The sequence below is a fragment of the Gloeothece verrucosa PCC 7822 genome (genome assembly GCF_000147335.1).
Classification (GTDB): Bacteria; Cyanobacteriota; Cyanobacteriia; order Cyanobacteriales; family Microcystaceae; genus Gloeothece; species Gloeothece verrucosa.
This window is the reverse complement of record NC_014501.1, coordinates 1705503-1729475: the sequence shown is the minus strand read 5'-3', so window position 1 is coordinate 1729475 and position 23973 is coordinate 1705503. Positions and strand designations below refer to the sequence as shown.

Below are 23973 nucleotides of genomic sequence, written 5' to 3'. Positions count from 1 at the left end.
TTAATCATGAAATAATTCTAAAACCTCTTCAAAGGCTTCTAAAACTCGAGTTTGAAAACGTTGAGGATGTTTGAGTTTATAAACCGGACGCACAATATCTAAGCAGGTATTAGTTTCAGGTTCAAAAACTTCAATCACTCGTAGAGTTTCCAATAGAAGCTCTTTTTTAACCATTAATTCCGGAACAGCCGCCGCTCCTTCGCCGCTTTCAATGACTTCTTTAATCATTTCACTACTATTTAACACTAAAAGAACTTTTAACTGAGCAAGAGAAATTCCCCATTGTTGTAGAGCTTGTTCAAACATTTGTTGTGTTCCTGATCCCGCTTCTCTCATCACCCATTGTGTTTTTAATAAATCCTCAACAGGAATTTTATTGTCATGAAACCAAGGGTGAGATTGACCAACAACAATCAGTAAACGATCGCTACCTACCACCTCCTGACATAAAGCACTTTCTAAAGCGGCTTTAACTTCACCGGCAACGATACCAATATCAAATAATCCCATCGAGGTACCGGCACAAATTTCATCAGCATTCGCTAAACTACAATTAATTTTAATGTGAGGATATTGACGCTGAAATAAACTAATTTTATCCGGCAACCAATAATTGCCAACCGTAAAACTAGAACCGATCCTTAATTCTCCACGTTGTAAATTATTTAACTCTCGCAACTCACGTTCTGTCTGTGCTACTTGAGCCATAATTTTTTGAGCTTCTTGTTTAAGTAGCTTGCCAGCATCAGTTATTTCTATACGTCTGCCAATCCGATGAAACAATTTGACACCGAATTCGCTTTCGAGACTCTGAATGGCAGCGCTGACAGCCGGTTGAGTGACATAGAGTGTTTCAGCCGCGCGGGTGAAATGGAGATGTTCAGCTACAGCGAGAAAGATCTTTAACTGCTCTAGGGTCATCGACGTTGAATAAATATAAACATTCTATTATCCCAAATCCTAGTCAAAAACTGTAGATTAAAATCGACTCATCAATTTTATTTATTAATTTAACAACTAAGAGTATTTGCTTCTATGATGACAATTGCATACACTAAAGATAGATAAATCAGAGACTAACGCCCACAAAAAACTATAAGCAAACCCTATCAAATTTATCTCTAGATAATCTTTGCCTGAAAATCTAGACCCTAGAAATTTATCCTAACTATGACCAGCAAAGCCAACGCTCATCGGAGTATTCATGGTTTAAAGCCAGATTGTCTTTCTTTTGGAGAAGTTCTTGCTCAATCCTTCGCGGTGATCGCCCCTACTACGATTCCCGCTTCAAATCTGGGTTTAATTGTCGCCCTCTCGGGAAATGGCACTTGGCTAAGTTTTCTAATCGGATTAGTGGGATTAGCCTTGGTGAGTATCAATATTAATCAATTTGCTAGTCGTTCTGCCTCTCCAGGCTCTTTATATTCCTATATCGTCAAGGGATTAGGCCCCACAGCCGGGGTTATCTGTGGTTGGAGTTTGGTACTAGCTTATTTATTTACCGGTATGTCTGTTCTGTGCGGTTTTGCGAACTTTAGCGGCGCATTAATCGGCCACATCGGTATTCATCCTTCCAGCATTACCCTACTAGCTATCGGCGCAGGAATTTCCTGGTACGCCGCCTATAAAGATATCCAGCTTTCAGCCATGGCCATGCTTTGGTTAGAAGGACTCTCCCTGGTTTTAATAGCGGTTTTGGCTTTGCTGATTTGGAGTCATTTGGGGTTTGCTTGGGATATGCCGCAACTGACCTTACAAGGGGTTTCACCCGGCAATATCGCCACAGGACTTGTATTAGTGATGTTTGGCTTTTCTGGCTTTGAAAGTGCCACTTCTTTAGGAGATGAAGCGAAACGTCCTCTAAAAACTATTCCTAGGGCGGTTATGGGAAGTGTGATTTTAGCCGGTTTGTTCTTTCTCTGTACTACCTATATTGAGGTGATGGCTTTTAGAGAGGCGGGAGTTTCCATTACCACCGCAGAAGAACCCCTCGGATTTCTCTCCCGTCAAATAGGGCTGGGTTGGCTTGGTGAATTAATCGCTGTTGGCGCTCTGTTTAGCTTTTTTGCTTGTGTATTGGGGAGTATTAACCCGGCTGCCAGAATATTTTTTACAATGGCGCGTCATGGGTTATTTCACGCTTCTATCGGTTCTGCTCATTCATCCCACAGAACCCCCCACATCGCTGTTAGCCTTTGCTCTTTGGTGACTTTCTTAATTCCTACTCTCTTGGCTTTCTTCAATGTTAAACTCTACCAAAGTATGGGATATTTAGGAGCCATTGCAAGCTACGGTTTTCTGACCGTTTATGTGTTGGTTGCAGTAGCGGCTCCCCTTTATCTCCGCAAAATCGGGCAGTTGCGTCAGCGAGATATCGTATGCTCGGTGTTATCTATTGGGTTTATGAGCATCCCCGTCTTGGGGAGTATAGGGATTCCTGGAAATCGTTGGTTTCCGGTGCCAGAAGCTCCTTATAATCTTTTTCCCTATCTGTTTTTAATTTATATTCTGCTGACTTGCGGGTGGTTTATCATTCAACGAATTCGTTTTCCGGAAATGGTTCGCTCGATGGAGAACCAAATAGAAGAGATACATGATCGGTTTTTATCTTCTGAGGAAATCGTTCCTTCATCTTTTGTTAAACCTATAACACCCACTAGAACCAGCCGCTATAAATAAAACAGCATTAAACCCATCATCATTTAGTCAAAGAAAAAACGAACAACGATGACAGAAACATTAACGGCAATTCCTGTAGGCATGACAGCCTTCTGCGCCACTAACCTCGATGACATTCTCGTCTTGCTGCTCTTTTTTGCTCAAGTCAATGGGGCCTTTCGGCGTAGACATATTGTGGCCGGCCAATATCTGGGCTTTAGTGCCTTAGTTTTAGCCAGTCTGCCTGGGTTTTTTGGCAGTATGTTTTTGCCGAGGCCTTGGATCGGTTTATTAGGAATTGTTCCTATTGCTATCGGCTTAAGTCGTTGGTTTAACCCTGATGATGATGATTCTGAAGAAACTTTAAGCGAAACCCCATCGCTTGAAAACTCATTTTTCAGCAGTATTTTATCTCCCCAAACTTACGGAGTAGCGGCTATTACCATCGCTAATGGAGGGGACAATATCGGAATTTATGTTCCTTTATTTGCCAATAGTTCTTGGGAAAGATTGCTAGTCATGTTAGGCGTGTTCTTTCTTTTGGTTGGGGTATGGTGTTATATTGCCTATCAATTAACCCGTCTTAGGGTGATTGCCGATAATCTAACTCGCTATGGTAATATACTGATCCCATTCGTACTGATTGGCTTGGGCATTCTAATTTTAATTGACTCTCATACTTTAGAACATCGCGGTTTAACCGTGTTAGCCCTGATTATTGGTGGATGGTGTCTAATCACCCTTAACCGCAAAACGGAGTCTTATTCTTGTCCAGTGATAGCCGCAGAAGAGGAACAAACTTGATAGAGGTTGTGTAGATCACGTCATGAATTGGTTTATAGAAGCTATTATCGCTGGTGTTTCAGCCTTTACGGCCACCAATATCGATGACATTGTGATCTTGATTTTCTTCTTCTCTCAACTCAATGCTTCTTTTCGTATCCGCCATATTCTCTTAGGTCAATACTTGGGGTTTACGGGTTTACTGATAGCAAGTCTAGTAGGCTTTTTTGGAGGTTTAGTGATTGCGAAAACTTGGATCGGTTTATTAGGTTTCCTGCCTATTTTTCTGGGAATTAGACAGTTAATCCAGCAAGATAACTCTGAAGAAATCCCTCAAGCCGTATCCAGTGAAGCCACCAAACCATCGCCTCTGTCTAGCTTACTTGCCCCTCAAACCTACAGTGTAGCGGCTATCACCTTCGCCAACGGGGGAGACAATATCGCAATTTATGTGCCGCTATTCGCCAATAGTAGCTTGCCTGAATTAATGGTCATTGTCAGTGTATTTATAATTTTGATTGGCGTTTGGTGTGCGGTGGCTTATCGCTTAACTCGCTATCCATTAATCGCTCGATTCCTGACTCGTTTCGGTAAGCGTTTGGTTCCGTTTGTTTTAATTGGTTTAGGAATTTTTATTCTCATTGATAGTCATAGTTATCAGCTATTACCCCTGTTTAAAAGCGACACCACAAGATAATTTTTAATTTTGTTTTATATGGATTATCTCAATCAAGGAGGGAAAATCATGACTTACTTTCAAATTCTTTTAGTTGCCTTAGTGCTATTTTTTAACTTGCTCTTTGCTCAACCATCTTGGGCAGATCGGCCGCCTTTAGACACTAATGCTGACTATATCGAGTTGACTCAATCTCTCGAAAACCTCACCGAAGCCACTAATACCGGCAAATATCCTGAAGGTTTAACACAAGCAGATGTTGAGCAAAAAATTACGCAATTAACCTATCAAAAATACATTTTAGAAACCGCCAAAGAACCTGTAGGAATCTGTGACAATCAGAGCGGAAAAACTTTAGCCGTTTACGGGAAAAAGCCCAAGAAGTCTGAATCAACTTATGATGAGATCATCTACCTTCTCCCAGATGGAGAAATCACTGATGATGAAGACTTCGATTGTGATGGGGTTTATATTCCTACAGATGTTCAAGTCGCTAACGTAGGGTTAGAAGGGACTGCTGTGGCGATAAAAATTATTGATGGCAGTCAGTTGGTGATTAGCAGCAATCCGGAAACTGGGGTATTAGAATTAAATTTACCTCCAACCCAAGTTTATTTAGCCGACGAAGTGAACTGGGAAATTCCTGATTTAACTCAAGCTGATTTAGAAACGACATTTCCTGACGCTCCTACTGATTAGTCTTTCTTGACGCTCTTGGGTGGGTGCTGTCTTCGAGCGAGTTAACTCTCACAGTGCCCACCCCTCTGCCGCCTTCAAGTTCAAAGTTTTATAAAAAAACCCTGTCCTGCCTAGGACTTTCTTTTAAAATCATAAAAAATTTGTTTTTGTTACTTGATTAGTTAGTTTTGGGTATCTTTATAATGCAATTCCTCTTCAAATCCCCAAAAAACGTGCCAAACCCTAACTCTGAGGCGGATAACCTCGTATCAATTCATCCTAAAAAAAGAAATCCTTCTCGAGTTCGAGATCATTTAGCTAATGAACGGACTTATTTAGCTTGGATGCGAACGGCTATTGCTTTGATGGGATTTGGCGTAGTTATTGCTCGTCTTCGTGTTTTTCAAATTCCTGTGAACCCCATTCCTGGGAATGGCTGGAAATTGGGGCTAACCTTTGCTTTATTGGGATTAAGTACCGTTATTCTCACCACTAAACATTATTTTAATGTTCGCCATGAGATTGACGAAGATACTTATGAACCCCCTGATCGATGGGTACTGATTTTTAGTCTTGCCATTATCCTTTTAGGCTCTGGTGTCATTTATTATTTCTTTACTGTCCCTTTAAATCCTTTAAGTGGCGTAGTTTTTGAATAAAATTTTCTCAAAAATATTAATTTTGATTGGGTAAATTCAATATGATAGAGCAGTCAGTGAATTTTATTGAACAAGGATTATCTTTCAATACTGTGGGGATTTTATTCTCTCTAGTGGCGATGGAAACAGTTTTATCGGCTGATAATGCAGTGGCTTTAGCGGCTTTAGTTCAACATCTTCCTGAACCGGAACATCAACGCCGTGCCTTAAATTGGGGGTTAGTTGGGGCTTTTGGCTTGCGAATTTTATTGATTTTATTGGCTACTTGGGTCATTCAATTCTGGGAATTTGAATTTCTAGGCGCTCTTTATTTGATCTGGCTAACGGCTAAATATTTCCGGGAACGTTTATCTGAAAATCAAGAAGATTCCTTATCAGAACCGTTTCATCCTCAATCTAATACCAATTTAATTTGGCAAATTATTCCCATTATTGCCCTGACCGATTTAGCCTTTTCTTTAGATAGTGTGACTACCGCGATCGCTATTTCTAATGAAACTTGGCTGATTCTTTTTGGCGGCATTATCGGCGTAATTACCCTAAGATTTTCAGCCGGCTTGTTTATCAAATTATTAGACAAATATGTTTATCTTCAAGACGCGGCATACATGATTATTTTGGGAATAGGGCTGAAATTAATGATTAAGGCTTTGTTCCCCATTTATGCTTTGCCAGACTGGATAGTCTTAACTTTTGTGAGTTTATTATTGATGTGGGGCTTTTCTAAGCGAGTTGAACCCGAAACAAGCCAGAGCAATTAAAAATAAGCCTTGTAACCGTTGCTTAAAGTTGGCTGGGTGTGTCAGGAGCAATGATGACTCCTGGTCGCTCGGAATCTCGCTTATGATTAATTAAATCATCAAAACCGTTAATATCTACGCCGATAGCTTGACAAGCTTGTCGGAGTTCTTCTTCAAAAGCAGCAAGATCATCTCCATAACCTGAGCGAGAGGCGGCTATTTCTAGCCCTTGGTTTCCGTTGGCTCTAGCACAGTCAATTAATTCACTACCCTTTAACGGAGTTGGGGAGGTCATAAGCGTTTATTTTCTCCTACTTAGCTTCATTTTTTTATAATACACAAGACTAAGCCTGATTCATTCTGCCTCTTGGTAGAATCAGCTATAAATAGGGATAGGCAATAGCTTTTTGGAGAGAGTAAGACTATGGTTCAAATACAGTCATCTTCTCAGTCAGAAGTAATCTACCCCGACAGCGATGGTCAACCGATGGCAGATAATACGAAACAGTTTCGCTGGATTGTGACCATTAAGGAAAATTTAGAATGGTTATTTGCTGATGATGCCAATGTATTTGTTGCCGGGGATTTGCTGTGGTATCCGGTTGAAGGGAATAATAAGATTTGTCAAGCACCTGACGCAATGGTCGTAGTTGGAAGACCCAAGGGCGATCGAGGTTCTTATAAGCAGTGGGAAGAAGCGAATATACCGCCACAAGTGGTTTTTGAAATTCTCTCGCCCGGAAATCGGCGGGCAGAAATGAACCGAAAACTCCTGTTTTATGACCGTTTTGGCGTGGAAGAATACTATTTATATGACCCTGACGAAAATCATTTGAGTGGTTGGTTGCGAACTGAGGGTTTTCTGGATGTCATTGATCCGATCGATCAGTGGATCAGTCCTCGATTAAAAATTCGCTTCAACCTTGTTAGTCCCGAATTGCAAATTTTTTATCCTGATGGGAGTCGGTTTTTAACCTATAGCGAAATTGCTCAACGCGCACAACAAGCAGAAACACGCGCCACACAAGCCGAAGCACGCGCACAACAAGCAGAAACACGCGCACAACAAGCAGAAACACGCGCGGCAAAATTAGCTCAACAATTGCGGGCAATGGGAATCGAGCCAGATCACGAGTGAAACGGAGAATATTATCTCGCTTTTAAGAAAGAAGTTTTTCTTTTTGGCTTGACCCCAAAAAAGTCTGCTAACCTTCCTGCGTACTCAAGATAATCCACCCTCAGTAATATTCTTCTAATGGCACTATACGAAGGAATGCGCTCTACAGCCATTTCTTAGTTTCCATTCAATTAATTTCTCCTATTAAAGGAGAGTTTACCATTGTAAAAAAAAGATGATCAAATCACAAAAATTTTACTACAAATACTTCAATCAATTGAGATGAAAGCTTTTTAAAACCTTTGATTGATAGGAAAACTTGGAGAGTGACAGAATAGGGATACTTTCCACTACAAGATCAGTGATCGCACTAAAAGAATATCAATCAAACTGAAAAACCTTATGCTATAATGCCCTCTAAAAGCTCAATAATTTTTGGAGTTTAACTTATGAGTCAACAGGGACGTGGTAGTAGAGATAACTTTAACGTTGGTGGTGACTACACGGAAGGTGGCAAAGCGGGAAGAGATATCAACCACAAGAAGAGTTTTAAGTTATCTATTCCTTTAGGAATTGTAGCTCTTGCTGGTGCTGTGACTATTGGCGGAGCAACAACAATTGCCATAAAAAATATACTCTATCCACCAAATAAAAATGTCTCTCCATCTGAATCTCCAACTGTACCTTCAAACACACCAAAAGTTGAGAATTCACCATTTTCATCATCACCAACACCTTCAAATTCACCTACTGATTCTACGGAGCAAAATAAAGAGGCTACTAAAGATAAACTACTGACAACTAAACAATGTTCAGGTTGTGATTTAAGTGGTGTTAATTTAGAAAAAGCCGATTTGAAAGGTGCTGATTTAAGTGGTGCTAATCTCAGCAAAGCTATATTGAATCAAGCTAGTTTGGCAGATGCGAAATTGGCTGGTGCTAATCTAGAAAAGGCAGGACTAGGAGGGGCAGAATTGATTAATGCTGACTTAAGCAATGCTAATTTACGAGGTGCTGATTTACACGCTGCTAATCTAGCTTATGCAAATTTGAGTGGTTCAGATTTACGTGAAGCGTCGTTATATGCTGGAAATTTAAGTAATGCTAACTTACAAAAAGTTGATGCGAGAAGTGCCAGTTTAGCTGCCAACTTGGAGAATGCTAACTTCAATGGTGCAGATCTAAGTAATGCAAGCTTAGGGACGGATCTGAAAGGAGCAAACTTCAGTAACACAGATCTAAGGGTTAGAGGCATTACAGTTGATCAGTTACAAAAGATAGAGGGGATTAATTTGTGTGGTGCAAAACTTCTTGGTAATGTAACCTCTAAACAAGGTTGTTAGTACGATGCGCTTATCTTGTAATGCTTAAATCAAAAATGCGCTCGCCATGTTTCCATTCAACTAATTTCTCCTATTAAAGGAGAGTTTAAAATAAGATGAGTACAAGCGGCTTAAGCGGTAGTATCACAAAGGTGTTGAAATAGGTTAAATTTTTCGCTGAAATTCATACTTATTAATATACAATCCGATTACCAAATCGTGCATTGGGGATATCTTAGAAAAACAATTCGTTTTTCTTTGTAATCTTTTGATTCTTGTTCTCAATGTCAAATGTTTTCTTTCAATTTTCTGCATTTTATATTTACTTACTATCCTTTGGTCTTTTAATAGATGACGTTCATAAGTTGACAAATTCCTTGATCAACACCTTTGTGACACTACCATCTGGATTTAGCTTTAATTAAGCGGGTAGTATATATTAATGTGGCAATGATGGATCAGTATCTTTCTGGTATCATGCAGGTTATTTATAGCAGTATGACACCGGCTGAGGCTATTACTCTCATAGAAAATCAGCCCCAGTGATTGATAGTAGGAAAAAGTAACAGTCAAATTAAGCCGCTTTTTTCTTCTTTTTCTTAGCCGCTTGTTCAGCTTTTTTAGCCGCTTTTTTCTCGGCTTCAATGCGTTGACGTTCTTTTTCTTTTTCCTCTTCTATTTTATCGAGATAATAATGATAATCTCCTTGATAAGCAATTAACTCTCCTTCTCGAATTTCTACAATTTTATTAGCCACTTGAGAGATAAAATAACGGTCGTGGGAAACAATAATGACCGTGCCATCATAATGACGGATTGCTTCCTCTAACATTTCTTTAGCTGGAATATCAAGATGATTAGTCGGCTCATCTAATATTAATAAATTAGCCGGTCTTAACAGCATTTTGGCTAGAGCTAAACGGGCTTTTTCTCCACCGCTTAAAGCTGCCACTTTTTTGAAAACAGTATCTTTAGTAAATAAAAATCTCCCTAATAAGGTGCGGACTTCTTCATTTTTCCAATCGGGAACTTCATCATGAATTGTCTCCATGACGGTTTTTTCTAGGTCTAAAGCCTCGGCTTGATTTTGCTCAAAATAGCCGGGTATAACGTTATGTTTTCCTAGAGCAATGTTTCCATCATCGTTTTTTTCCATCCCCATAATTAACCGCAACAGGGTTGATTTCCCCGCACCGTTGGGGCCTAAAAAGGCAATGCGATCTCCTCTTTCTATGGTTAAATTGGCTCCTAAAAAGAGAATATTATCATTATAACTATGGACTAAATCTTCTATTTTTACCACTTCTAAACCGCTACGAGGGGCAGGGGGAAAGCGGAACTGAAGGGTTTTTAAGTCGGAAATCGGAGCTTCTATTCTTTCAATTTTATCGAGTTGTTTTTCGCGGCTTTTCGCTTGGGTGCTGCGGGTGGCACTGGCTCTGAAGCGTTCTATAAATACCTGTTGTTTTTCTATTTCTTTTTGTTGATGTTCATAAGCACTTAATTGTGCTACTTTGGCTTCTTCTTTTTGTTGAAGGTAGGCTGAATAGTTTCCTAAATAGGTAGTAGAAACGCCTCTTTCTGTTTCGACAATTTTAGTACACAGACGGTCGAGAAATTCTCGGTCATGAGAAATGATCACCATCGGAGTTTTTAGCCCCTTGAGATAATTTTCTAACCATTCAATGGTGGCTAAGTCTAAATGGTTTGTCGGTTCGTCAAGGAGTAAAATGTCAGGGTCTTGTAGTAGAATTTTCCCCAAACTCATCCGCATTTGCCAGCCGCCACTAAAGGAACTCACCTTGCGATCGCCGTCTTCTAAACTAAACCCCATTTCTGGGAGAATTTTCTCGATCTGCGCTTCTAAGGCATAACCATCTAACCCTTCAAATTGACGTTGCAGTCGGTCTAATTTTTTGATGAGGAGGTCTAATTTTTCTGGATCAGCCGCTTCCATTTCCTGCTGAACCTGTGCTAAATGATGTTGAACTTGATTCGCTTCTGTAAAAACTGTCCAAAATTCTTCTCTAACGGTGCGGGTGGGATCGACATCAAACTCTTGGGTTAGATAAGCGATCCGTAAACTAGCTGGCCGAATGATTTCCCCTGACGTGGGTTCTACTTCACCCATAATAATTTTGAGTTGGGTGGACTTTCCTGCACCATTGACCCCAACTAACCCTACTCGTTCTTCAGGTTTGACTTCCCAATTGATATCTTTAAGGACTTCTCCTGTGGGGTATATTTTACTGATATGTTCTAGTCGCAGCATTAAGAGTGTTCCAGAATCAGGCCAACTTTACACATCGTAACATATTCGTCCTATCTCAGAGTAACTAACTGTATAGGTTTCTCAGTTCTGTCGTCTTTATATAATCTTCAAAATTATTTGTGAAGTTTTTTTAAAAAAGCAATTGTTTTAATCAGGCTTAATAAGTCATGAAATCAATACATTTAAAACCAAGATTAAGCGCATGAGCAAGAATATATAGTATAAATCCTTATCTTCATAAACTCTTCATATAAAATTTATATTTTATTGTTAAAATGAAAATAACTCAAATATCTGGCTAAATTCGAGCTATACTCTATTTTTTTGGCAGCTATAGTTTATAAAGAGTAAAATTTTATCAGGAGTATAGCTCTGCCCAAAAATATCTTTCTTTTGAAAAGATCTTTAAAAATACTTAGAGTTTAGCTTTTTTAGCAAGATCATTTGAGTTAAAGTCCTGTTACGTTGAGTAAATGTCTTTAGATTGATTAGGTAGGTTGGTTCTTATCCAGCCTATCTATTTTAATTCAAAAATAAACAGTTTACAACCTTCTTAAAATAAATTTATAGACTCATACAACCGTTTTAAGATAGCAAGAATTTTTTTCGAATAGGATAAATCTGCTGACCATCGTCCTGATAACTCAGACACAGAGGGGGCAACTCCTCGCGCTACCAGATAAAAACGAGGATCGACGACTTCTTGAACTAAGGGTTCTAAACTAGCATAGGCTTTTAGATGTTGTATGTGGCATCTTACCCCAAGACGAACATCGCTAAAAACCGCAATTTCTTTGCTTTCTACTCTGCCTAAGTGAGCAAAATTGTAGTTTCTAGCTTCCTGTTCTCGTCCAAAACGCAAAAAATCAGTTTCTAGACACATTTGACAAAAAGCAATGTCAGAGTTAACACCTTCAATTGCTCCCTCTTCTCGGTAAAATTTAGCGATCTGGGGAAATTCTTTTAACGCCTTTTCATTATTGACTTTTAAAAACATCATCATTTGCACCTCTGATGTTCTTCCCTGACCCATAATTTGTTTTATTTGGTGATTATCAAAAGGTAAAATAGTGCGTAAAATTAGAGTTTGACTCAAATTTTCCCACTCAATACTAATGTTAAACGCCTCGAGGTCAACGGCTTTAAGATAGACTATCCCTCCAGCTTCAATTAAATTTGATGAGTCAGTCAAATCTAATCCTAAACGATCAACTAAATCGATGGGTATGCAAGGATTGCCATAGACAACAATTCCTCTTTCTGGGTAAATTCGACTATTCAATCTAATTTCAAGACTAGAATAATTCAGGGACAAATTAAGCGGCTTAATTTCTTGATTCGGTTCTATTCCAGTTACTTCACGACTCCAGGCCATTAAACCATCTACAAGTCCTTGAACCAGTTTAGGATGCTCATTAAATATAATATTTTTATCGTCAGGGTTACTCAAATAGCCAAGGGTAATCTGTAATGAAGGGATAATCACTTGGCGGCAAAAAGGCAATTGTCCCATGAGGGTCATCGTATCCGGTTGACTTCCTAAACTACTCAAATGAGGAAGACGATGTAATAAAAGTAATAAGAGAACTTCCGCGTGTTTTTTTCGTTCTAAATTATTAGCAATATAAGTAATATAAATGCCACGACGACTAGAATTATTAGAATGATTCACACTGATAGCTAAAGCAATATCTCCGCTATCAGCACGATCATTGATCCATTGAATTGCACAGGATAAATTGAGGTCTTCAGGAACCACAAAACTTCTACATCCTTGTGACCGCAATTCAAAAACTAAGTGATTCCGCAATAGGATCATTTGTTCTATAACAGCAGTTTTTCCCTGCTGTAAGTTTTTAAGGTTATCTAAATAATTAATCCAAACAAAAATATTACCCATTTGGCTAATGAGAATTTTTCCATAAATGTTAGTTTACTGGTCTTTGATTTTAAGGTAATGGTTTCTGCACTTGTGATCGGATATGATCAATTCAGGGCCCTAGACTTGACGATGTGATAAATTTTAGCTTCGATGGAGATGATGGACCTTTTTTTCTCTAACCTTTAGCCCTGTTTTTTGGGAGATCCCACTCATAAACTATGCGTTGTCTCCATTGCCATCACGAAGCCATTAACCCTGCGGCTGAACTGTGTCCCAGTTGTGGCGTTTACTTACCCTCCTTACTACGAGAAGTTCTGCCTGGGGAAACTCAACTGAGGGCTAATACCTATAAAATTGAATATGCTCTAGGTCGAGGCAGTTTTGGCATTACTTACCGCGCCTATCATAACATTTTGAACTGTACTGTCGCGATTAAAGAATTTTTTCCCCAGGAATATGCGACTCGTAACACCAATAATGGTGAATTAAGTATCCCCGTCACTCAAGAAGCAACTTTTCAAAAAGGATTAAAACGCTTTCTCAAAGAGGGGCAGATATTGGTTAAACTGCATCATCCCAATGTGGTCAAAATATTGGATTTATTTGAGGAAAATAATACTGCTTATATTGTCATGGAATTAATCGAGGGATCTACCCTAGGACTAGAGTTAGATTCTCAACCTGATAAGAAATTATTACCTCAGCGCGTCGAAATCTTAATGGAACAATTGGTATCTGCCATAACCGCCATTCATGAAGCAGGCATTTATCATCTAGATATTAAACCCGATAATATTTTAATTACCCGAAAAAATGAATTAATTTTAGTCGATTTTGGTTCGGCTAAACAAGTGGGAAGTGGAAGTATTAATCGTACCCGCTTTTTTACCGAATCTTACGCCGCACCAGAAGTCATTATAGGGGGAAAAATCGGTAGGGAAAGTGATGTTTTTGAACTGGGAATGCTTCTGTATGAAATGTTAACAGGCGAGTTACCCACACCGGCCTTAAGCCGCTTATTTGAGGGAACCGTCTTTATGCCTGTGGGCTTAGAAGAACCTTGGAAAAATTTAGTTAATACGGCTTTACAGCTTAAACGGGAGGAGCGTCCTAGCAGTGCTAAACAATGGTGGGAAAGTAGAAATAAAGTGGGCAAAGTGCCGGTTCCACTGAATTTGAATAGAAAACCCGGCACGCCGGTAGGGATGACTTTACGAGGACATTTTGTTTTGCCGCTTCTCAAGGAACAGGGAATGCAACGACAATTTGGGCGCGGCGTGATTAAAAAAGTCTTCTCCATTAAAGATAATTTAGCGGTAGTTATTGCCGCCGGAAGCACCGCCTTATTTGATTTACAGAGTGGGGCAACTTTATGGGAAATAGAATGTCCGACTGCTCAGGGAACGCTCAGTCCAGACGTGACGCGGCTGGCTTTAGTTTTTCAACAGGAAATTTATATTTGGGATTTAGAAACCGCCACCGTTGTACAACGTTTAAAAGGACATTTGAAAGAGATCAATGACCTAGTTTTTAGTGCTGATGGGCAGTTATTAGTTTCCGCGAGCAATGATGAAACTTTGATCGTTTGGGATGTGAATTCTGGAAAAATTATCGCTCATCTCTATGGTCATCGCGGAGCGGTAATTTGTGTTAGTTTTAGTGCTGATGGGAGTTTAATTGCCTCTGGAAGTAGAGATGAAAGTGTTAGGGTATGGGACTCCTATTCATACCAAGAACTTACCGTATTACAAGAGGCTAATTTAGGGGTTGAAAGCGTGGCTTTTAGCCTGGATAGTTTGTGGATTGCTGCGGGGAGTCGAGACCATAAAATCCGTTTATGGGAAATAGAATCAAGGCAAATTGTCGCTCAATTCGAAGCTCATCAAGATTGGATCACGTCCATTACCTTTAGTCCAGATGGGCAATTTCTCGCTGGTGCTGGGGGAATTGAAGATAAAACGATTCGCGTTTGGAACCTGGCCTCTAAAAAAAATATTTGGGAATTAAAAGGACATTGGAATACTGTCAATACGATCGCTATTTCTAGTGATAGTCGCTATTTGATCTCAGGTAGTTATGATTATACGCTACGGGTTTGGGACCTCCGGGAGGGATGGGAAATTAAACAACTGAAAAAACATACCAATTGGGTCTATTGTGTCGCTTGTAGTCCTGATGGAAGACTGATCGCTTGTGGGGGAAGTGATCATCTAATTCATGTCTGGGATAGTGTTCAAAACCGGGAAGTAATCTGTTTGAATGGTCATACTGATCCGGTTTCTAGTATTGCTTTTAGTGCAGATGGCAAATTTTTAATTTCAGGCAGTTGGGATCAAACAGTGCGAATGTGGGACGTTGTGACGGGAAAACCCTTGCGCTTTTGGCAAGGACATCAAAATTTAATTAAAAGTGTGGCGGTGAGTTCCAATAAACGCTTTATTGCTTCTGGAAGTTGGGATAAAACAGTAAGAATTTGCGATCTGTCTACTCCTTGGTTACCTCTGACAACGAGTAAAGGCGTTCGGGTTCTCTATGGTCATAGCGGCGAAGTCGAATGTGTTGCGTTTAGTCACGATAGTACATTGGTAGCCTCTGGAAGTTGGGATCAAACAGTGCGAGTTTGGGAAGTCTCTTCTACTCAAGAAGTACAAAAATTAGAAGGACATTCTAGTCCGGTGTTATGTGTGGCCTTTAGTCCCGATGGTCAATATTTGGTGTCTGGGGGTCGAGACCAGATTTTGCTACTGTGGGATGTGATGAAGGGTGAATGGACGAAAAAGTTAAAAGGCCATACTCATTATGTCAACAGTGTCGCTTTTAGTCCCGATGGTAAGTTAATTGTTTCGGGCAGTCATGACCAGACGGTGCGTTTATGGGATGCCGCTTCTGGGTCACTCATACAAGTGTTGTACGGTCACACCAATTATGTGAAAAGTGTTGCTTTTAGCGGCGATGGGACTTTTGTTGCTTCTGCGGATAATGATGGGGTAGTTCGTTTATGGCGAGTTTGACTAAGTAGTCGGACATAAATAAAGCACTCTATATAAACAATTGTAAAATGGCTACAATTACCCGACACCCGACACCCTAACCTCGCAGTTAACTTTATTTATGTCCAGGTACTTACTACGCAATAGGCAATAAAAAGTAGGGGAAGGGGGAAAGGAAAAATAGGGAACAGTTTGATAGTTAATTTTCCTCAATTTTCTTGTCTGAGTGCCTTTTGCTCAGATCTGACAGCCCTACAAAAAAACTGTCTCACGGAAATGAAAGAAATCAATATAGATACTGTAAGAGTAAAATTTTGATCCTCTTTCCTTTTTCCTTTCCCCTCGTTCAGAACAAATAATTTACTTTCTTGGTGCAAGATCTGTGTTTTGCGTTTTGCCTTGCGCGTAGCCTTATATTAATCCAAATAATTTAACCAAGGACTCACATCAACGGCTAATTTTTCCCCTAATTTGAGAAGAGGACACAGTTGTGAAACTGTCCAACGACAACCGATAGGATCACCTCCATTCACTCCATTTTGAGAGTCAATACAATAGGGCAAAATTTGCTGATACAAATAGTTGTAATAGAGTTCCTGTGCCTTATCCAAACATAACCCTAGATCTAACTGTCCTCCCACTTCAATAATCTTAACGATCAATTGGATATCTTCTTCTAACTTGTCTGGATCGCCATTGTTTAATAAATGCCAGAGACGCTCTAAAACCAACCTTTCTAAGGTTTTTTTCCCTTCTGGAAGGGTTAACTTACAGCGTAGAGGCTGCGCTTCGGTTGTGATCGCTTCTAATTCCATTAAATGAGTGATCATTGCTTGCGGATCATGGCCAGAAGACTCTAACTTGGCTATTTGCTTGACACAGCGATCAGATAAGGCTATTTCTGCCGCCACTTGCAACTCTTGAGGCACCGGCAACTCGTCCCGATGAAAGGCGGCTAAGATGCCATAATTGTCTCGATATACCTGAGTATATAACTGATCCAAGCGTTCCTTAGTGCGAGCAGTGACTTGTTGCATAATACGGTGGCGTTCTTCGGCAAACAGATGTTGTAAACTAAAGGACTGATGACCAAACAGGCGGCTCATTTCTAAAACTGTTTGCACCACACTGGCTTGATTGAGAGTCTCAAATAGGGTATCTTTCAGCTTAGTATAGGCGCTGCGACCTTCAAAGTTTTGAATACAGCAATGGAAGTCCCAACCCCCTAAATGCAGTACCGCAAAGGTTAAATGACGACTTTCCCAGGTAATTTGAGAAAACAGATGCACTTGTCCGACAGCGAGAGTTAACGCGCCTAATTGTTGTTTCTGATAGTCTAATTGTTGGGTATCGTAGCAGTATATACGGTGTTGTTGAGGGTAAGGGGTAAACAGGGAACTGATGGCATAATGAGCCGCCACTTGCTCAAAGGCAATCTGAGCGGGTATAACTAATTTACGGTAAACTTCTGACCCATCTCGATAGAGTAAGATGTTACTCGGCGCTAAAACCAGACGTTCGATAAACTCTTTTTCTAACTGTACGCCACTGACTTCGGCGGCTAATTCCATCGCCCGCGCCGCATAACGGAGTATTTGAGTGCCTTCAGGGCGGGAAATTTCTTCAAAAAACCAGCCGCAACTGGTAAACATCAGTAAGCTATGACGCTGCATTTCTAGGAGACGTAAAGCGTCTATTTGTTCGAGTTCTGACAGTTGTCGGCATTGATGACGAGTTAGAAAGGCTGTTACTTTATCGGGTGAACGGTCTAAAATGACATGGATATATTCATCTCTGACTAACCAGGGATCATTAAAATAATTGCGGGCCGTTTCTTCATAAATAGCGGCTAAGTGATCCCGTAACCAGTTTAGGGTGCTACGTAGGGGTCTGCGCCATTTTTGATGCCATTCGCCGCCACCACCGCATCCACAGTCATCTTGCCATCTGTCTACCCCATGAAAACAACTCCAGGCGGTAACCGGTTTGAGTTCTACTTCCCAAGTGGGGGGGCAAATACTGAGATAATGAGCAAAGTTCGTCACCGTCCAACCTCGTTGAGGAAAAGCGACTGCACAGGCGTAGGCGATACATTTTTCGGTTCCCATTTTATGATGTCCGAAGGTTTCCCCATCGGTGGCCACGCTGATCAACTGCGAACGACGGTGATCGCCTTTTACGGCCTGTCCTAAGCGTCCGACAAAAAAGTCTGAACTGGCCAAAAGGTCATTAAACCCCATATCTCTAGAAATGGGTCCGTCATAGAAAAAGATATCAATGTAGCGCCCATCTTCGATAAAGCAACGATAGGGACGAGTGGGATCAATTTGTCCGCCGCCAACTTCGTGCCATTCGGGTTCGGGATCATTTTTAGTGGCAAAAGGACGACAGCGTTCTGCTTGGGAAGGGGCTAAAATGGTGAACTTGATCCCCTCATTAATTAAAGCTTCTAGGGTGGGATAGTCTACTGCGGTTTCGGCTAACCACATTCCTTCGGGATATCTGCCAAAACGGTGATAAAAGTCGTATTTTCCCCAACGTATCTGTGTATATTTGTCGCGTTCGTTGGCTAGGGGTAAAATAATATGATTATAGACTTGAGCGATAGCATTTCCATGACCGTTGAGACGTTGGGCACTTTTTTGATCGGCTTCTAGGATGCGTTGATAAACGTCACTATCATAGTTTTGCAACCAAGACATTAAGGTAGGGCCGATATTGAAACTGAGATATTCGTAATTATTAACGATCCCCACCACTTCGCCCTTGTCATTCATTATCCTTGCATAAGCGTTGGGACGATAACATTCATGATGAATTCTTTGATTCCAGTCATGAAAGGGGTGGGCACTGGGTTGTCTTTCTATCGTATCTAAATAGGGATTTTCCCGAGGGGGTTGATAAAAATGTCCATGAACGGTTACGTAGACCCCTGTAGCTGTTTTCAGGGGATCTAATGTTTCTTGATGTTGATGAAAAGCTTCTGCTATCTGGGTTTGTGCAGTAAAAGTCATATTTGTTACCTAGGTCAAGTCTAGTATTAAAGATTGCAAGATTCTATGCGGCGGATAATTACGATTAACTTAGAGCCAGTTTAATTAAATTTATATTCATCCCTAACTATACCTTCTTTTCTTTTTGACAGGGTATAGTTTTCTGACGATTTTAAGTATTTTTTAATGTTTTTGTTAATTCTAAAATAAAAATATAAAGAGTTAAAAGTAGAGACGTTACCTGCAAACTCTCTCTTAAAATTGGAGGTGGCAAAAATACGCTCAACTCAGCGAATTAAATAGCTAGACCATTGAGGTTCTTCTTCTGAGGGGGTTACATCTCGTCTAAGTAAACGCCATGTCTTTGCTTCTGCTTGTCGTTGCAGGTAAATCTCAAAACGGTTATTTTTTTGAGTCACTTGTTGATGAGGAAGGGTTAATTTCAGGTTATAAGTTCCTTGAAGATGATAGGCGGGTAACTCGGCCACATAGATAGGTTCGAGGGTTTTAACTTTGATCTGACTAATATCAATTTGCGGGTGAGCGGCATTGAGTTGTTGACTCAGACGTTGCTCTGCTTGATTGAGTTGCAGTAAGATAGCTTTTTGAATGATCTCTCCTTCAGGAGCAAATTCTGTAGGAGGAGTAGGGCTGCTACAGGCATTTAAGACTAAAATGAGGACAGCCGCTAGCAATATTTTTAAAGATCTTCTTACTAAAACTCCGACAGGTATCATATTTTGTCGTTTTGCCTTTTGAGTGATTAGTGGGTTTTTTGTTTGATAAAGTGAAAGGAGAATAGTCAGCCAATCAAAACACAAGCACATCGATCAATGGGGATAGTGTTTGGACACAAGAGGGGTAGAAATGCCAGAGGAACCAAAACAACCGTCATCAATTAATCCAAATCAGATTTCTCAAGGGGAAATGGCCCAACTGCTGCAAAAGACGATAGGGCAGTTAGAGATCATCGTCAATAAACTTAGCACAGAATCGCTCGAGAATTTACCTCCTCGTGAGGTGGTAGAAACCTTAACTTCTAATACTGAGGTATTAGCGGAGTTATTCAACGCACCCGCAAGCGCGACTGTATCGGCGCAACCGCAAGGGGTGAATGTTACTCGTATTGTTGCTCCTGAAGAGGTTCCCCAAGAAATCTTGTTTAATAGGCAACAGATAGATATAGATGTTGACGAACCCACTGAACCGGTAAGAGTCCAGCCACCTATTACAAGTTCCAAGACAAAAAAATCAAAAGGTTGGTGGGGTGGCATCATCAACAGTATACGCTCTTTATTACCTGCCGCTTTAGGGAATCAGCTTGGGGATTGGGCTATCACCGGAATTTTATCTATAGTAGTGGTAGGAGTCGTCTTAGTCTCTGTGGTTTTGGTTAATAAAGCTACCCCCTCAGACATCGCTCAAACTTCCCCAATACCCAAGACTCCGGCACCGATCGTGACTTCTTCACCGAGTGAAACTTCAGAACCTATTGTCACTGCTTCACCGAGTGAAACCCCAGAAGTGATCTCAACGCCACCGGAAATACAAGCACCGGGTAATCCTGTACCGGTAGAATTTGCCCCGCCTCCGGAACCGGAATTAACGCCTGAGCAAAGTTTAATTGCCTCTATACAGGAACAAGTTACCGAGCTAACCCGTCAATATCCTGAAGCATTAATTGCCACCATCGAGGCGAATTTTCTGGGCAGTCAATTAATTGTGACGATGGGCAATGAATGGTATTCTCTGAGTCCATCGCGTCAAAATAGTTTAGCCAATGCTATTTTTGAACGCAGTCGAGGCTTAGATTTTCGCAAGTTAGAACTGATTGATCAACAAGGAATAACCATTGCCCGGAGTCCCGTTGTGGGGGAAGAAATGGTGATTTTACAACGGCAGAAAAATATACCCGAACAAGTTAGTTAAAAATTTCTAGATGCAGAACATAATGGCCTAGACGAACTTGATAAGACCATAATTCATACTCTACTCGTAAATATTCGGGTAGAGAGCCGCCTTTTAACTGAAGAGAGCGAGTAAAATTTCTTAAACGAAAGCTATCGGTTTCTTTTGGGTCATCTCCATTTAACCAATAACGACTCACCCCATAAATTCCCTGTTCCCAGTAATGACGATAGGCAAATTTCCCTTTTCCCTGCATGGTCATGATTACCCGATAGGGAGAAATTTCTAACCACAATAATTGATTTTCTCCGGGATGGATAGGAGATGGTTCAAATTCAGCGATCGAGCGGGGAATTTCTGACTCGTTGAGCAGAACATGAAACCAGTTAGAATCTTTTTGGTAGAGGGTGGCGCTTGTTTCAACACTTGAAAGGATAGGCAGGTCCACAGACATCAAAGACAAATTTACAGGGCGACGATGATGGGTTAACATAGAGGAATTTTTGCGTGGGGATATTTCTACTCTAGCCTTAGATGGTGTCAAGCACAATGTACCTTCTCTAAGTTTTAAGGGATAGCGGCTTTTTTTGCTGATCACTTTACAGATAGCACTTTTGGCTCAACTTTGAAGAGGACAAAAAAAATTTTCAAAAAAGGCTTGCCAAATTATTTGTCTTATGACTATAATAAATAACTGTGGCTAACGATCCTCAGTAGCTCAGTGGTAGAGCGGTCGGCTGTTAACCGATTGGTCGTAGGTTCGAATCCTACCTGGGGAGTTGTAAATTCTAGGTTTTTCAATTATTCTAGCTTACTGAAGTTAGAAATCAAGCATGACATGGGTAGCTTATCCTCTGCTTAATTGTACAAATCTTGTCTAAATACCAATGAATTGGCAGAGTTACTCTAGAGAAAGTTTAGGAGCGCTATATAAGCAGACTTACACAGCCTTTGCTCAATCTTATTCTTAACTATGGTAAATGACTGATCAGTTTAATCAGAAAAATGCCTAGGGTTAAAGTCATAGCAGTTTGCACTGTATAGCTGATGGTCCATTTTACAAGCTTGGTCTGTGTCATAAAAATCATGGGTTTCGTGGTTCTGTATTTATCTTCAACCTCAGACTCAAATATTCCGCATCTGTTCTCAGATAATGGCCGATTATCAAGCCGCTCTTTAATCAGATTAATTTGAGGTTGACGAGTTGGCTCTCAAAAGCCGCTCCCCCCTTTTTAGTATTTATGTACTTATTTGACTCGGGGGGAATTCAATTGGATGGCCGACTGTTGACTTATTTGCTCAAAGTGACGATACAGTTGCTTCTTGCGGCATCTTTTTCAGTGATCCCGCAAGAATTCTTCAGATGGGTTTACAGGTCACTTAAAAAAGCACAATCATCCTCAACCAATTGAACCAATGGCGGTATCGACAAAGCCGATCTGATTTGATTGGTCAAATTGAGGGCAAAAGCGACTATTTGGGGGTAGTATAATTTTTCACTCATCCAATGGTACCAACCACTTAACACATCAACGGCCAAAAAATTGTCATAATTGTCTTCAATCCAGTGCAAATGGTTAATAGTCAGTTCAATTTCTGGAAAAATGACTTTTTCTAACTCAACGACAAATTCTGCACTAATACAAATTTGCACCGAGAAATCTTGATTTGAGTATTCTGGCTTCAGATAGCCGTTTTTAATCAAAAGCTCATCTTCATCAAACTGCCAGCACTCAAAAAGATGCTCGAGTTGTTGAACAACGTTAGAGACGCAAATAATTGTAGTCATGGATAATTTTCAGGTTTTATGAATCAGAATTGCTAAAAAATACTGTGCTTACTGTACATTCTTAAATTTTTGAGAGAGTTAAGTTTTTGGATATGAGATATATTTTGATCTTCTACTATTATCCGTTGAATGAGGCATGATCGGCCTCACCTCTACCTGTGTTTTCGATCACATCCCATTTAAAATCTTGAAAAACTGGTTAAAGCTGATATTTTTACCGTTAAATTCTTGAATTATTCTTATTCAAGACTCAAGATGCTGAAAGATTCATTTTTGAGCCATAAAGTTAAATATTGACATTTTGATTCAGCACTAAACGAGCAAAACTAAAAGCACTGGTAAAAGCCGGGGAAACCGCATTGAGGATATGGGTTGAGTTTTTCCCCTGTTCAATGATAAAATCCATTACCAATTCTTGCTTTTTTTGATCAAATAATTGTGCCCGAATTCCTACGTGATGACTTGGCTGTAAATGTTCAGGTTTTAGGGAGCGAACTAATTTTTGAGCCGCTTTGGCAAAATAGGGTTTCAATAGATGTGGAGTTTCTTGATGAATTAAGCGCCGAAATCCCTGTTTATTATGGATATACTGTTGGCTAATTTGCCAGATCATCTTAGTAGTCTCAGTTAAGCTTAGTTTTTCCCAAGCTGAATAATTTTCTCTTCCTAAAGCCGGAATAGCAGTAGGCCCGAGGGAGATTTCACCGTTCAATTTTTTAGTAAAATGAATCCCTAAAAAGGGCACTTGTAAATTAGGAACCGGATAAATATTTCTGTTGATCTCTAATCCTGATGAAGCGGCTAAAGTGTAATATAACCCCTTAAAGGGCATTATAGTATATCTTTTGCCTATATTACAAGCTCTAGCCACCTGATCGGCATAAAGTCCAGCACTATTAAATAAATGCCCAAAATAAAGAGTTTCTGTGGGAGTTTTTAGACATTTCTCTTCGAGATCAAGTTGAGTAAATTTTTGATTGAAAAGAATTTTGACTCCCTGTTGTTCTAATTGAGCGGCTAAGTCATTTAAAATAGCTTTGGGGTCAATTACTGATGTATCCGGACAATAGATGGCTCTACCGGTAATAGTATATGCTAGAGGTTCTAGCGTTTTTAACTGTTGTTGATCGATAATTTCTGCTCGTACTCCATTGCTTTGAGCGCGATCATAAAGTAAGTCTAACTGGGAATCATCGGCTGGTGTAATGGGTAAAATCACTTTTCCTATTTGGGCTATGGGTAAATGTCGTTGATGGCAGTATTGTGCCATTTCTTTAGCCCCTTGGGCACAGACTTTAGCTTTGATAGAATTTGCAGGATAATAAATTCCTGAATGTAATACTCCGCTATTTCTTCCACTAGCATGACGACCTAAACTTGATTCTTTTTCAAGAACAATAATTTTACTGTGAGGGTAACAGTGTTTAAGTTCTCTAGCTAGAGCTAAACCGACAATCCCCGCTCCAATAATCACAAAATCGCAAGAATAAGACATAATTAATAGTT

The 23973-nt window shown here is 40.1% G+C and carries 20 protein-coding genes and 1 tRNA gene; 11 read left to right on the top strand and 10 right to left on the bottom strand.

The genetic code is table 11. The features are described 5' to 3' along the window. The gene (locus CYAN7822_RS07695) at positions 1 to 921 is read right to left on the bottom strand and encodes a LysR substrate-binding domain-containing protein (RefSeq protein WP_013321676.1); all 921 of its coding nucleotides are present in this window, start codon (positions 919 to 921) and stop codon (positions 1 to 3) included. Positions 922 to 1170: 249 nt separating this feature from the next. Here CYAN7822_RS07695 and CYAN7822_RS07690 point away from each other — a divergent pair, with 249 nt between their 5' ends. The 6 genes from CYAN7822_RS07690 (at position 1171) to CYAN7822_RS07665 (ending at position 6215) form a co-directional block, all read left to right on the top strand. After that, positions 1171 to 2679, top strand: a complete 1509-nt coding sequence (locus tag CYAN7822_RS07690; RefSeq protein ID WP_013321675.1) for an APC family permease — start codon at positions 1171 to 1173, stop codon at positions 2677 to 2679. Between the two features lie 48 nt (positions 2680 to 2727). Next, positions 2728 to 3462, top strand: coding sequence for a cadmium resistance transporter (locus tag CYAN7822_RS07685; RefSeq protein WP_013321674.1), 735 nt, complete (start codon positions 2728 to 2730; stop codon positions 3460 to 3462). 22 nt (positions 3463 to 3484) lie between these two features. Beyond that, on the top strand, positions 3485 to 4138 hold the full coding sequence (locus CYAN7822_RS07680) for a cadmium resistance transporter (RefSeq protein ID WP_013321673.1): 654 nt from the start codon (positions 3485 to 3487) through the stop codon (positions 4136 to 4138). A gap of 48 nt (positions 4139 to 4186) precedes the next feature. Continuing rightward, positions 4187 to 4816 carry a hypothetical protein gene (locus CYAN7822_RS07675; RefSeq protein ID WP_013321672.1) on the top strand — a complete coding sequence of 210 codons (630 nt, stop codon included), beginning with the start codon at positions 4187 to 4189 and terminating at the stop codon, positions 4814 to 4816. Positions 4817 to 4998: 182 nt separating this feature from the next. Beyond that, positions 4999 to 5454, top strand: a complete 456-nt coding sequence (locus tag CYAN7822_RS07670; protein WP_013321671.1) for a YidH family protein — start codon at positions 4999 to 5001, stop codon at positions 5452 to 5454. Between the two features lie 41 nt (positions 5455 to 5495). Beyond that, positions 5496 to 6215 (top strand): TerC family protein, encoded by a 720-nt coding sequence (locus CYAN7822_RS07665; protein WP_013321670.1) that lies wholly within the window; start codon positions 5496 to 5498, stop codon positions 6213 to 6215. A gap of 22 nt (positions 6216 to 6237) precedes the next feature. On the opposite strand, the gene CYAN7822_RS07660 is transcribed toward CYAN7822_RS07665, so the two are convergent. Then, a complete protein-coding gene (locus CYAN7822_RS07660) occupies positions 6238 to 6489 on the bottom strand; it encodes a hypothetical protein (RefSeq protein WP_013321669.1) in 252 nt (83 codons plus the stop codon). A 129-nt stretch (positions 6490 to 6618) separates the two neighbouring features. Here CYAN7822_RS07660 and CYAN7822_RS07655 point away from each other — a divergent pair, with 129 nt between their 5' ends. Further along, positions 6619 to 7332: a Uma2 family endonuclease gene (locus tag CYAN7822_RS07655; RefSeq protein ID WP_013321668.1), complete on the top strand. Its 714-nt coding sequence runs from the start codon at positions 6619 to 6621 to the stop codon at positions 7330 to 7332. Positions 7333 to 7760: 428 nt separating this feature from the next. Continuing rightward, positions 7761 to 8654, top strand: coding sequence for a pentapeptide repeat-containing protein (locus CYAN7822_RS34475; protein ID WP_013321667.1), 894 nt, complete (start codon positions 7761 to 7763; stop codon positions 8652 to 8654). A gap of 144 nt (positions 8655 to 8798) precedes the next feature. On the opposite strand, the gene CYAN7822_RS35585 is transcribed toward CYAN7822_RS34475, so the two are convergent. The 3 genes from CYAN7822_RS35585 to tftA all read right to left on the bottom strand — a co-directional run bounded on the left by CYAN7822_RS35585 (position 8799) and on the right by tftA (position 12805). Beyond that, on the bottom strand, positions 8799 to 9005 hold the full coding sequence (locus CYAN7822_RS35585) for an IS1 family transposase (protein ID WP_083786834.1): 207 nt from the start codon (positions 9003 to 9005) through the stop codon (positions 8799 to 8801). Between the two features lie 202 nt (positions 9006 to 9207). Continuing rightward, positions 9208 to 10905 (bottom strand): ABC-F family ATP-binding cassette domain-containing protein, encoded by a 1698-nt coding sequence (locus CYAN7822_RS07645; RefSeq protein ID WP_013321666.1) that lies wholly within the window; start codon positions 10903 to 10905, stop codon positions 9208 to 9210. A 553-nt stretch (positions 10906 to 11458) separates the two neighbouring features. After that, a complete protein-coding gene (gene tftA, locus CYAN7822_RS07640; protein WP_013321665.1) occupies positions 11459 to 12805 on the bottom strand; it encodes a hormogonium tapered terminus morphoprotein TftA in 1347 nt (448 codons plus the stop codon). Positions 12806 to 13005: 200 nt separating this feature from the next. Between tftA and CYAN7822_RS07635 the strand changes: the two genes are divergently transcribed. After that, positions 13006 to 15798, top strand: a complete 2793-nt coding sequence (locus CYAN7822_RS07635) for a serine/threonine-protein kinase (protein ID WP_013321664.1) — start codon at positions 13006 to 13008, stop codon at positions 15796 to 15798. Positions 15799 to 16193: 395 nt separating this feature from the next. Here CYAN7822_RS07635 and CYAN7822_RS07630 read toward each other — a convergent pair whose 3' ends face one another. Beyond that, complete coding sequence (locus CYAN7822_RS07630) at positions 16194 to 18791, bottom strand: DUF3536 domain-containing protein (RefSeq protein WP_013321663.1); 2598 nt, start codon at positions 18789 to 18791, stop codon at positions 16194 to 16196. A gap of 266 nt (positions 18792 to 19057) precedes the next feature. Further along, positions 19058 to 19507, bottom strand: a complete 450-nt coding sequence (locus CYAN7822_RS07625; protein WP_013321662.1) for a hypothetical protein — start codon at positions 19505 to 19507, stop codon at positions 19058 to 19060. Between the two features lie 130 nt (positions 19508 to 19637). Between CYAN7822_RS07625 and CYAN7822_RS07620 the strand changes: the two genes are divergently transcribed. After that, positions 19638 to 20699 (top strand): hypothetical protein, encoded by a 1062-nt coding sequence (locus tag CYAN7822_RS07620; protein ID WP_013321661.1) that lies wholly within the window; start codon positions 19638 to 19640, stop codon positions 20697 to 20699. On the opposite strand, the gene CYAN7822_RS07615 is transcribed toward CYAN7822_RS07620, so the two are convergent. After that, a complete protein-coding gene (locus CYAN7822_RS07615; protein ID WP_013321660.1) occupies positions 20692 to 21171 on the bottom strand; it encodes a hypothetical protein in 480 nt (159 codons plus the stop codon). The genes CYAN7822_RS07620 and CYAN7822_RS07615 overlap by 8 nt on opposite strands. A gap of 214 nt (positions 21172 to 21385) precedes the next feature. Here CYAN7822_RS07615 and CYAN7822_RS07610 point away from each other — a divergent pair. Beyond that, positions 21386 to 21457 (top strand) — tRNA-Asn (locus CYAN7822_RS07610). 590 nt (positions 21458 to 22047) lie between these two features. On the opposite strand, the gene CYAN7822_RS07605 is transcribed toward CYAN7822_RS07610, so the two are convergent. Both CYAN7822_RS07605 and lhgO read right to left on the bottom strand, forming a co-directional pair. Continuing rightward, positions 22048 to 22467 (bottom strand): hypothetical protein, encoded by a 420-nt coding sequence (locus tag CYAN7822_RS07605; RefSeq protein WP_013321659.1) that lies wholly within the window; start codon positions 22465 to 22467, stop codon positions 22048 to 22050. A gap of 286 nt (positions 22468 to 22753) precedes the next feature. After that, on the bottom strand, positions 22754 to 23962 hold the full coding sequence (gene lhgO, locus CYAN7822_RS07600; RefSeq protein WP_013321658.1) for an L-2-hydroxyglutarate oxidase: 1209 nt from the start codon (positions 23960 to 23962) through the stop codon (positions 22754 to 22756). Positions 23963 to 23973: the final 11 nt, after the last annotated feature.

Bases quoted from the DNA above. Each gene is read 5' to 3' on its own strand.
- CYAN7822_RS07685 (WP_013321674.1), top strand. From the start codon at position 2,728: ATGACAGAAACATTAACGGCAATTCCTGTAGGCATGACAGCCTTCTGC.
- CYAN7822_RS07645 (WP_013321666.1), bottom strand. From the start codon at position 10,905: ATGCTGCGACTAGAACATATCAGTAAAATATACCCCACAGGAGAAGTC.
- CYAN7822_RS07690 (WP_013321675.1), top strand. From the start codon at position 1,171: ATGACCAGCAAAGCCAACGCTCATCGGAGTATTCATGGTTTAAAGCCA.
- CYAN7822_RS07605 (WP_013321659.1), bottom strand. From the start codon at position 22,467: ATGACTACAATTATTTGCGTCTCTAACGTTGTTCAACAACTCGAGCAT.
- CYAN7822_RS07680 (WP_013321673.1), top strand. From the start codon at position 3,485: ATGAATTGGTTTATAGAAGCTATTATCGCTGGTGTTTCAGCCTTTACG.
- CYAN7822_RS07665 (WP_013321670.1), top strand. From the start codon at position 5,496: ATGATAGAGCAGTCAGTGAATTTTATTGAACAAGGATTATCTTTCAAT.
- lhgO (WP_013321658.1), bottom strand. From the start codon at position 23,962: ATGTCTTATTCTTGCGATTTTGTGATTATTGGAGCGGGGATTGTCGGT.
- CYAN7822_RS07630 (WP_013321663.1), bottom strand. From the start codon at position 18,791: ATGACTTTTACTGCACAAACCCAGATAGCAGAAGCTTTTCATCAACAT.
- CYAN7822_RS07625 (WP_013321662.1), bottom strand. From the start codon at position 19,507: ATGATACCTGTCGGAGTTTTAGTAAGAAGATCTTTAAAAATATTGCTA.
- CYAN7822_RS07670 (WP_013321671.1), top strand. From the start codon at position 4,999: ATGCAATTCCTCTTCAAATCCCCAAAAAACGTGCCAAACCCTAACTCT.
- CYAN7822_RS07655 (WP_013321668.1), top strand. From the start codon at position 6,619: ATGGTTCAAATACAGTCATCTTCTCAGTCAGAAGTAATCTACCCCGAC.
- CYAN7822_RS07615 (WP_013321660.1), bottom strand. From the start codon at position 21,171: ATGTTAACCCATCATCGTCGCCCTGTAAATTTGTCTTTGATGTCTGTG.
- CYAN7822_RS07660 (WP_013321669.1), bottom strand. From the start codon at position 6,489: ATGACCTCCCCAACTCCGTTAAAGGGTAGTGAATTAATTGACTGTGCT.
- tftA (WP_013321665.1), bottom strand. From the start codon at position 12,805: ATGGGTAATATTTTTGTTTGGATTAATTATTTAGATAACCTTAAAAAC.
- CYAN7822_RS07620 (WP_013321661.1), top strand. From the start codon at position 19,638: ATGCCAGAGGAACCAAAACAACCGTCATCAATTAATCCAAATCAGATT.
- CYAN7822_RS07635 (WP_013321664.1), top strand. From the start codon at position 13,006: ATGCGTTGTCTCCATTGCCATCACGAAGCCATTAACCCTGCGGCTGAA.
- CYAN7822_RS34475 (WP_013321667.1), top strand. From the start codon at position 7,761: ATGAGTCAACAGGGACGTGGTAGTAGAGATAACTTTAACGTTGGTGGT.
- CYAN7822_RS07695 (WP_013321676.1), bottom strand. From the start codon at position 921: ATGACCCTAGAGCAGTTAAAGATCTTTCTCGCTGTAGCTGAACATCTC.
- CYAN7822_RS07675 (WP_013321672.1), top strand. From the start codon at position 4,187: ATGACTTACTTTCAAATTCTTTTAGTTGCCTTAGTGCTATTTTTTAAC.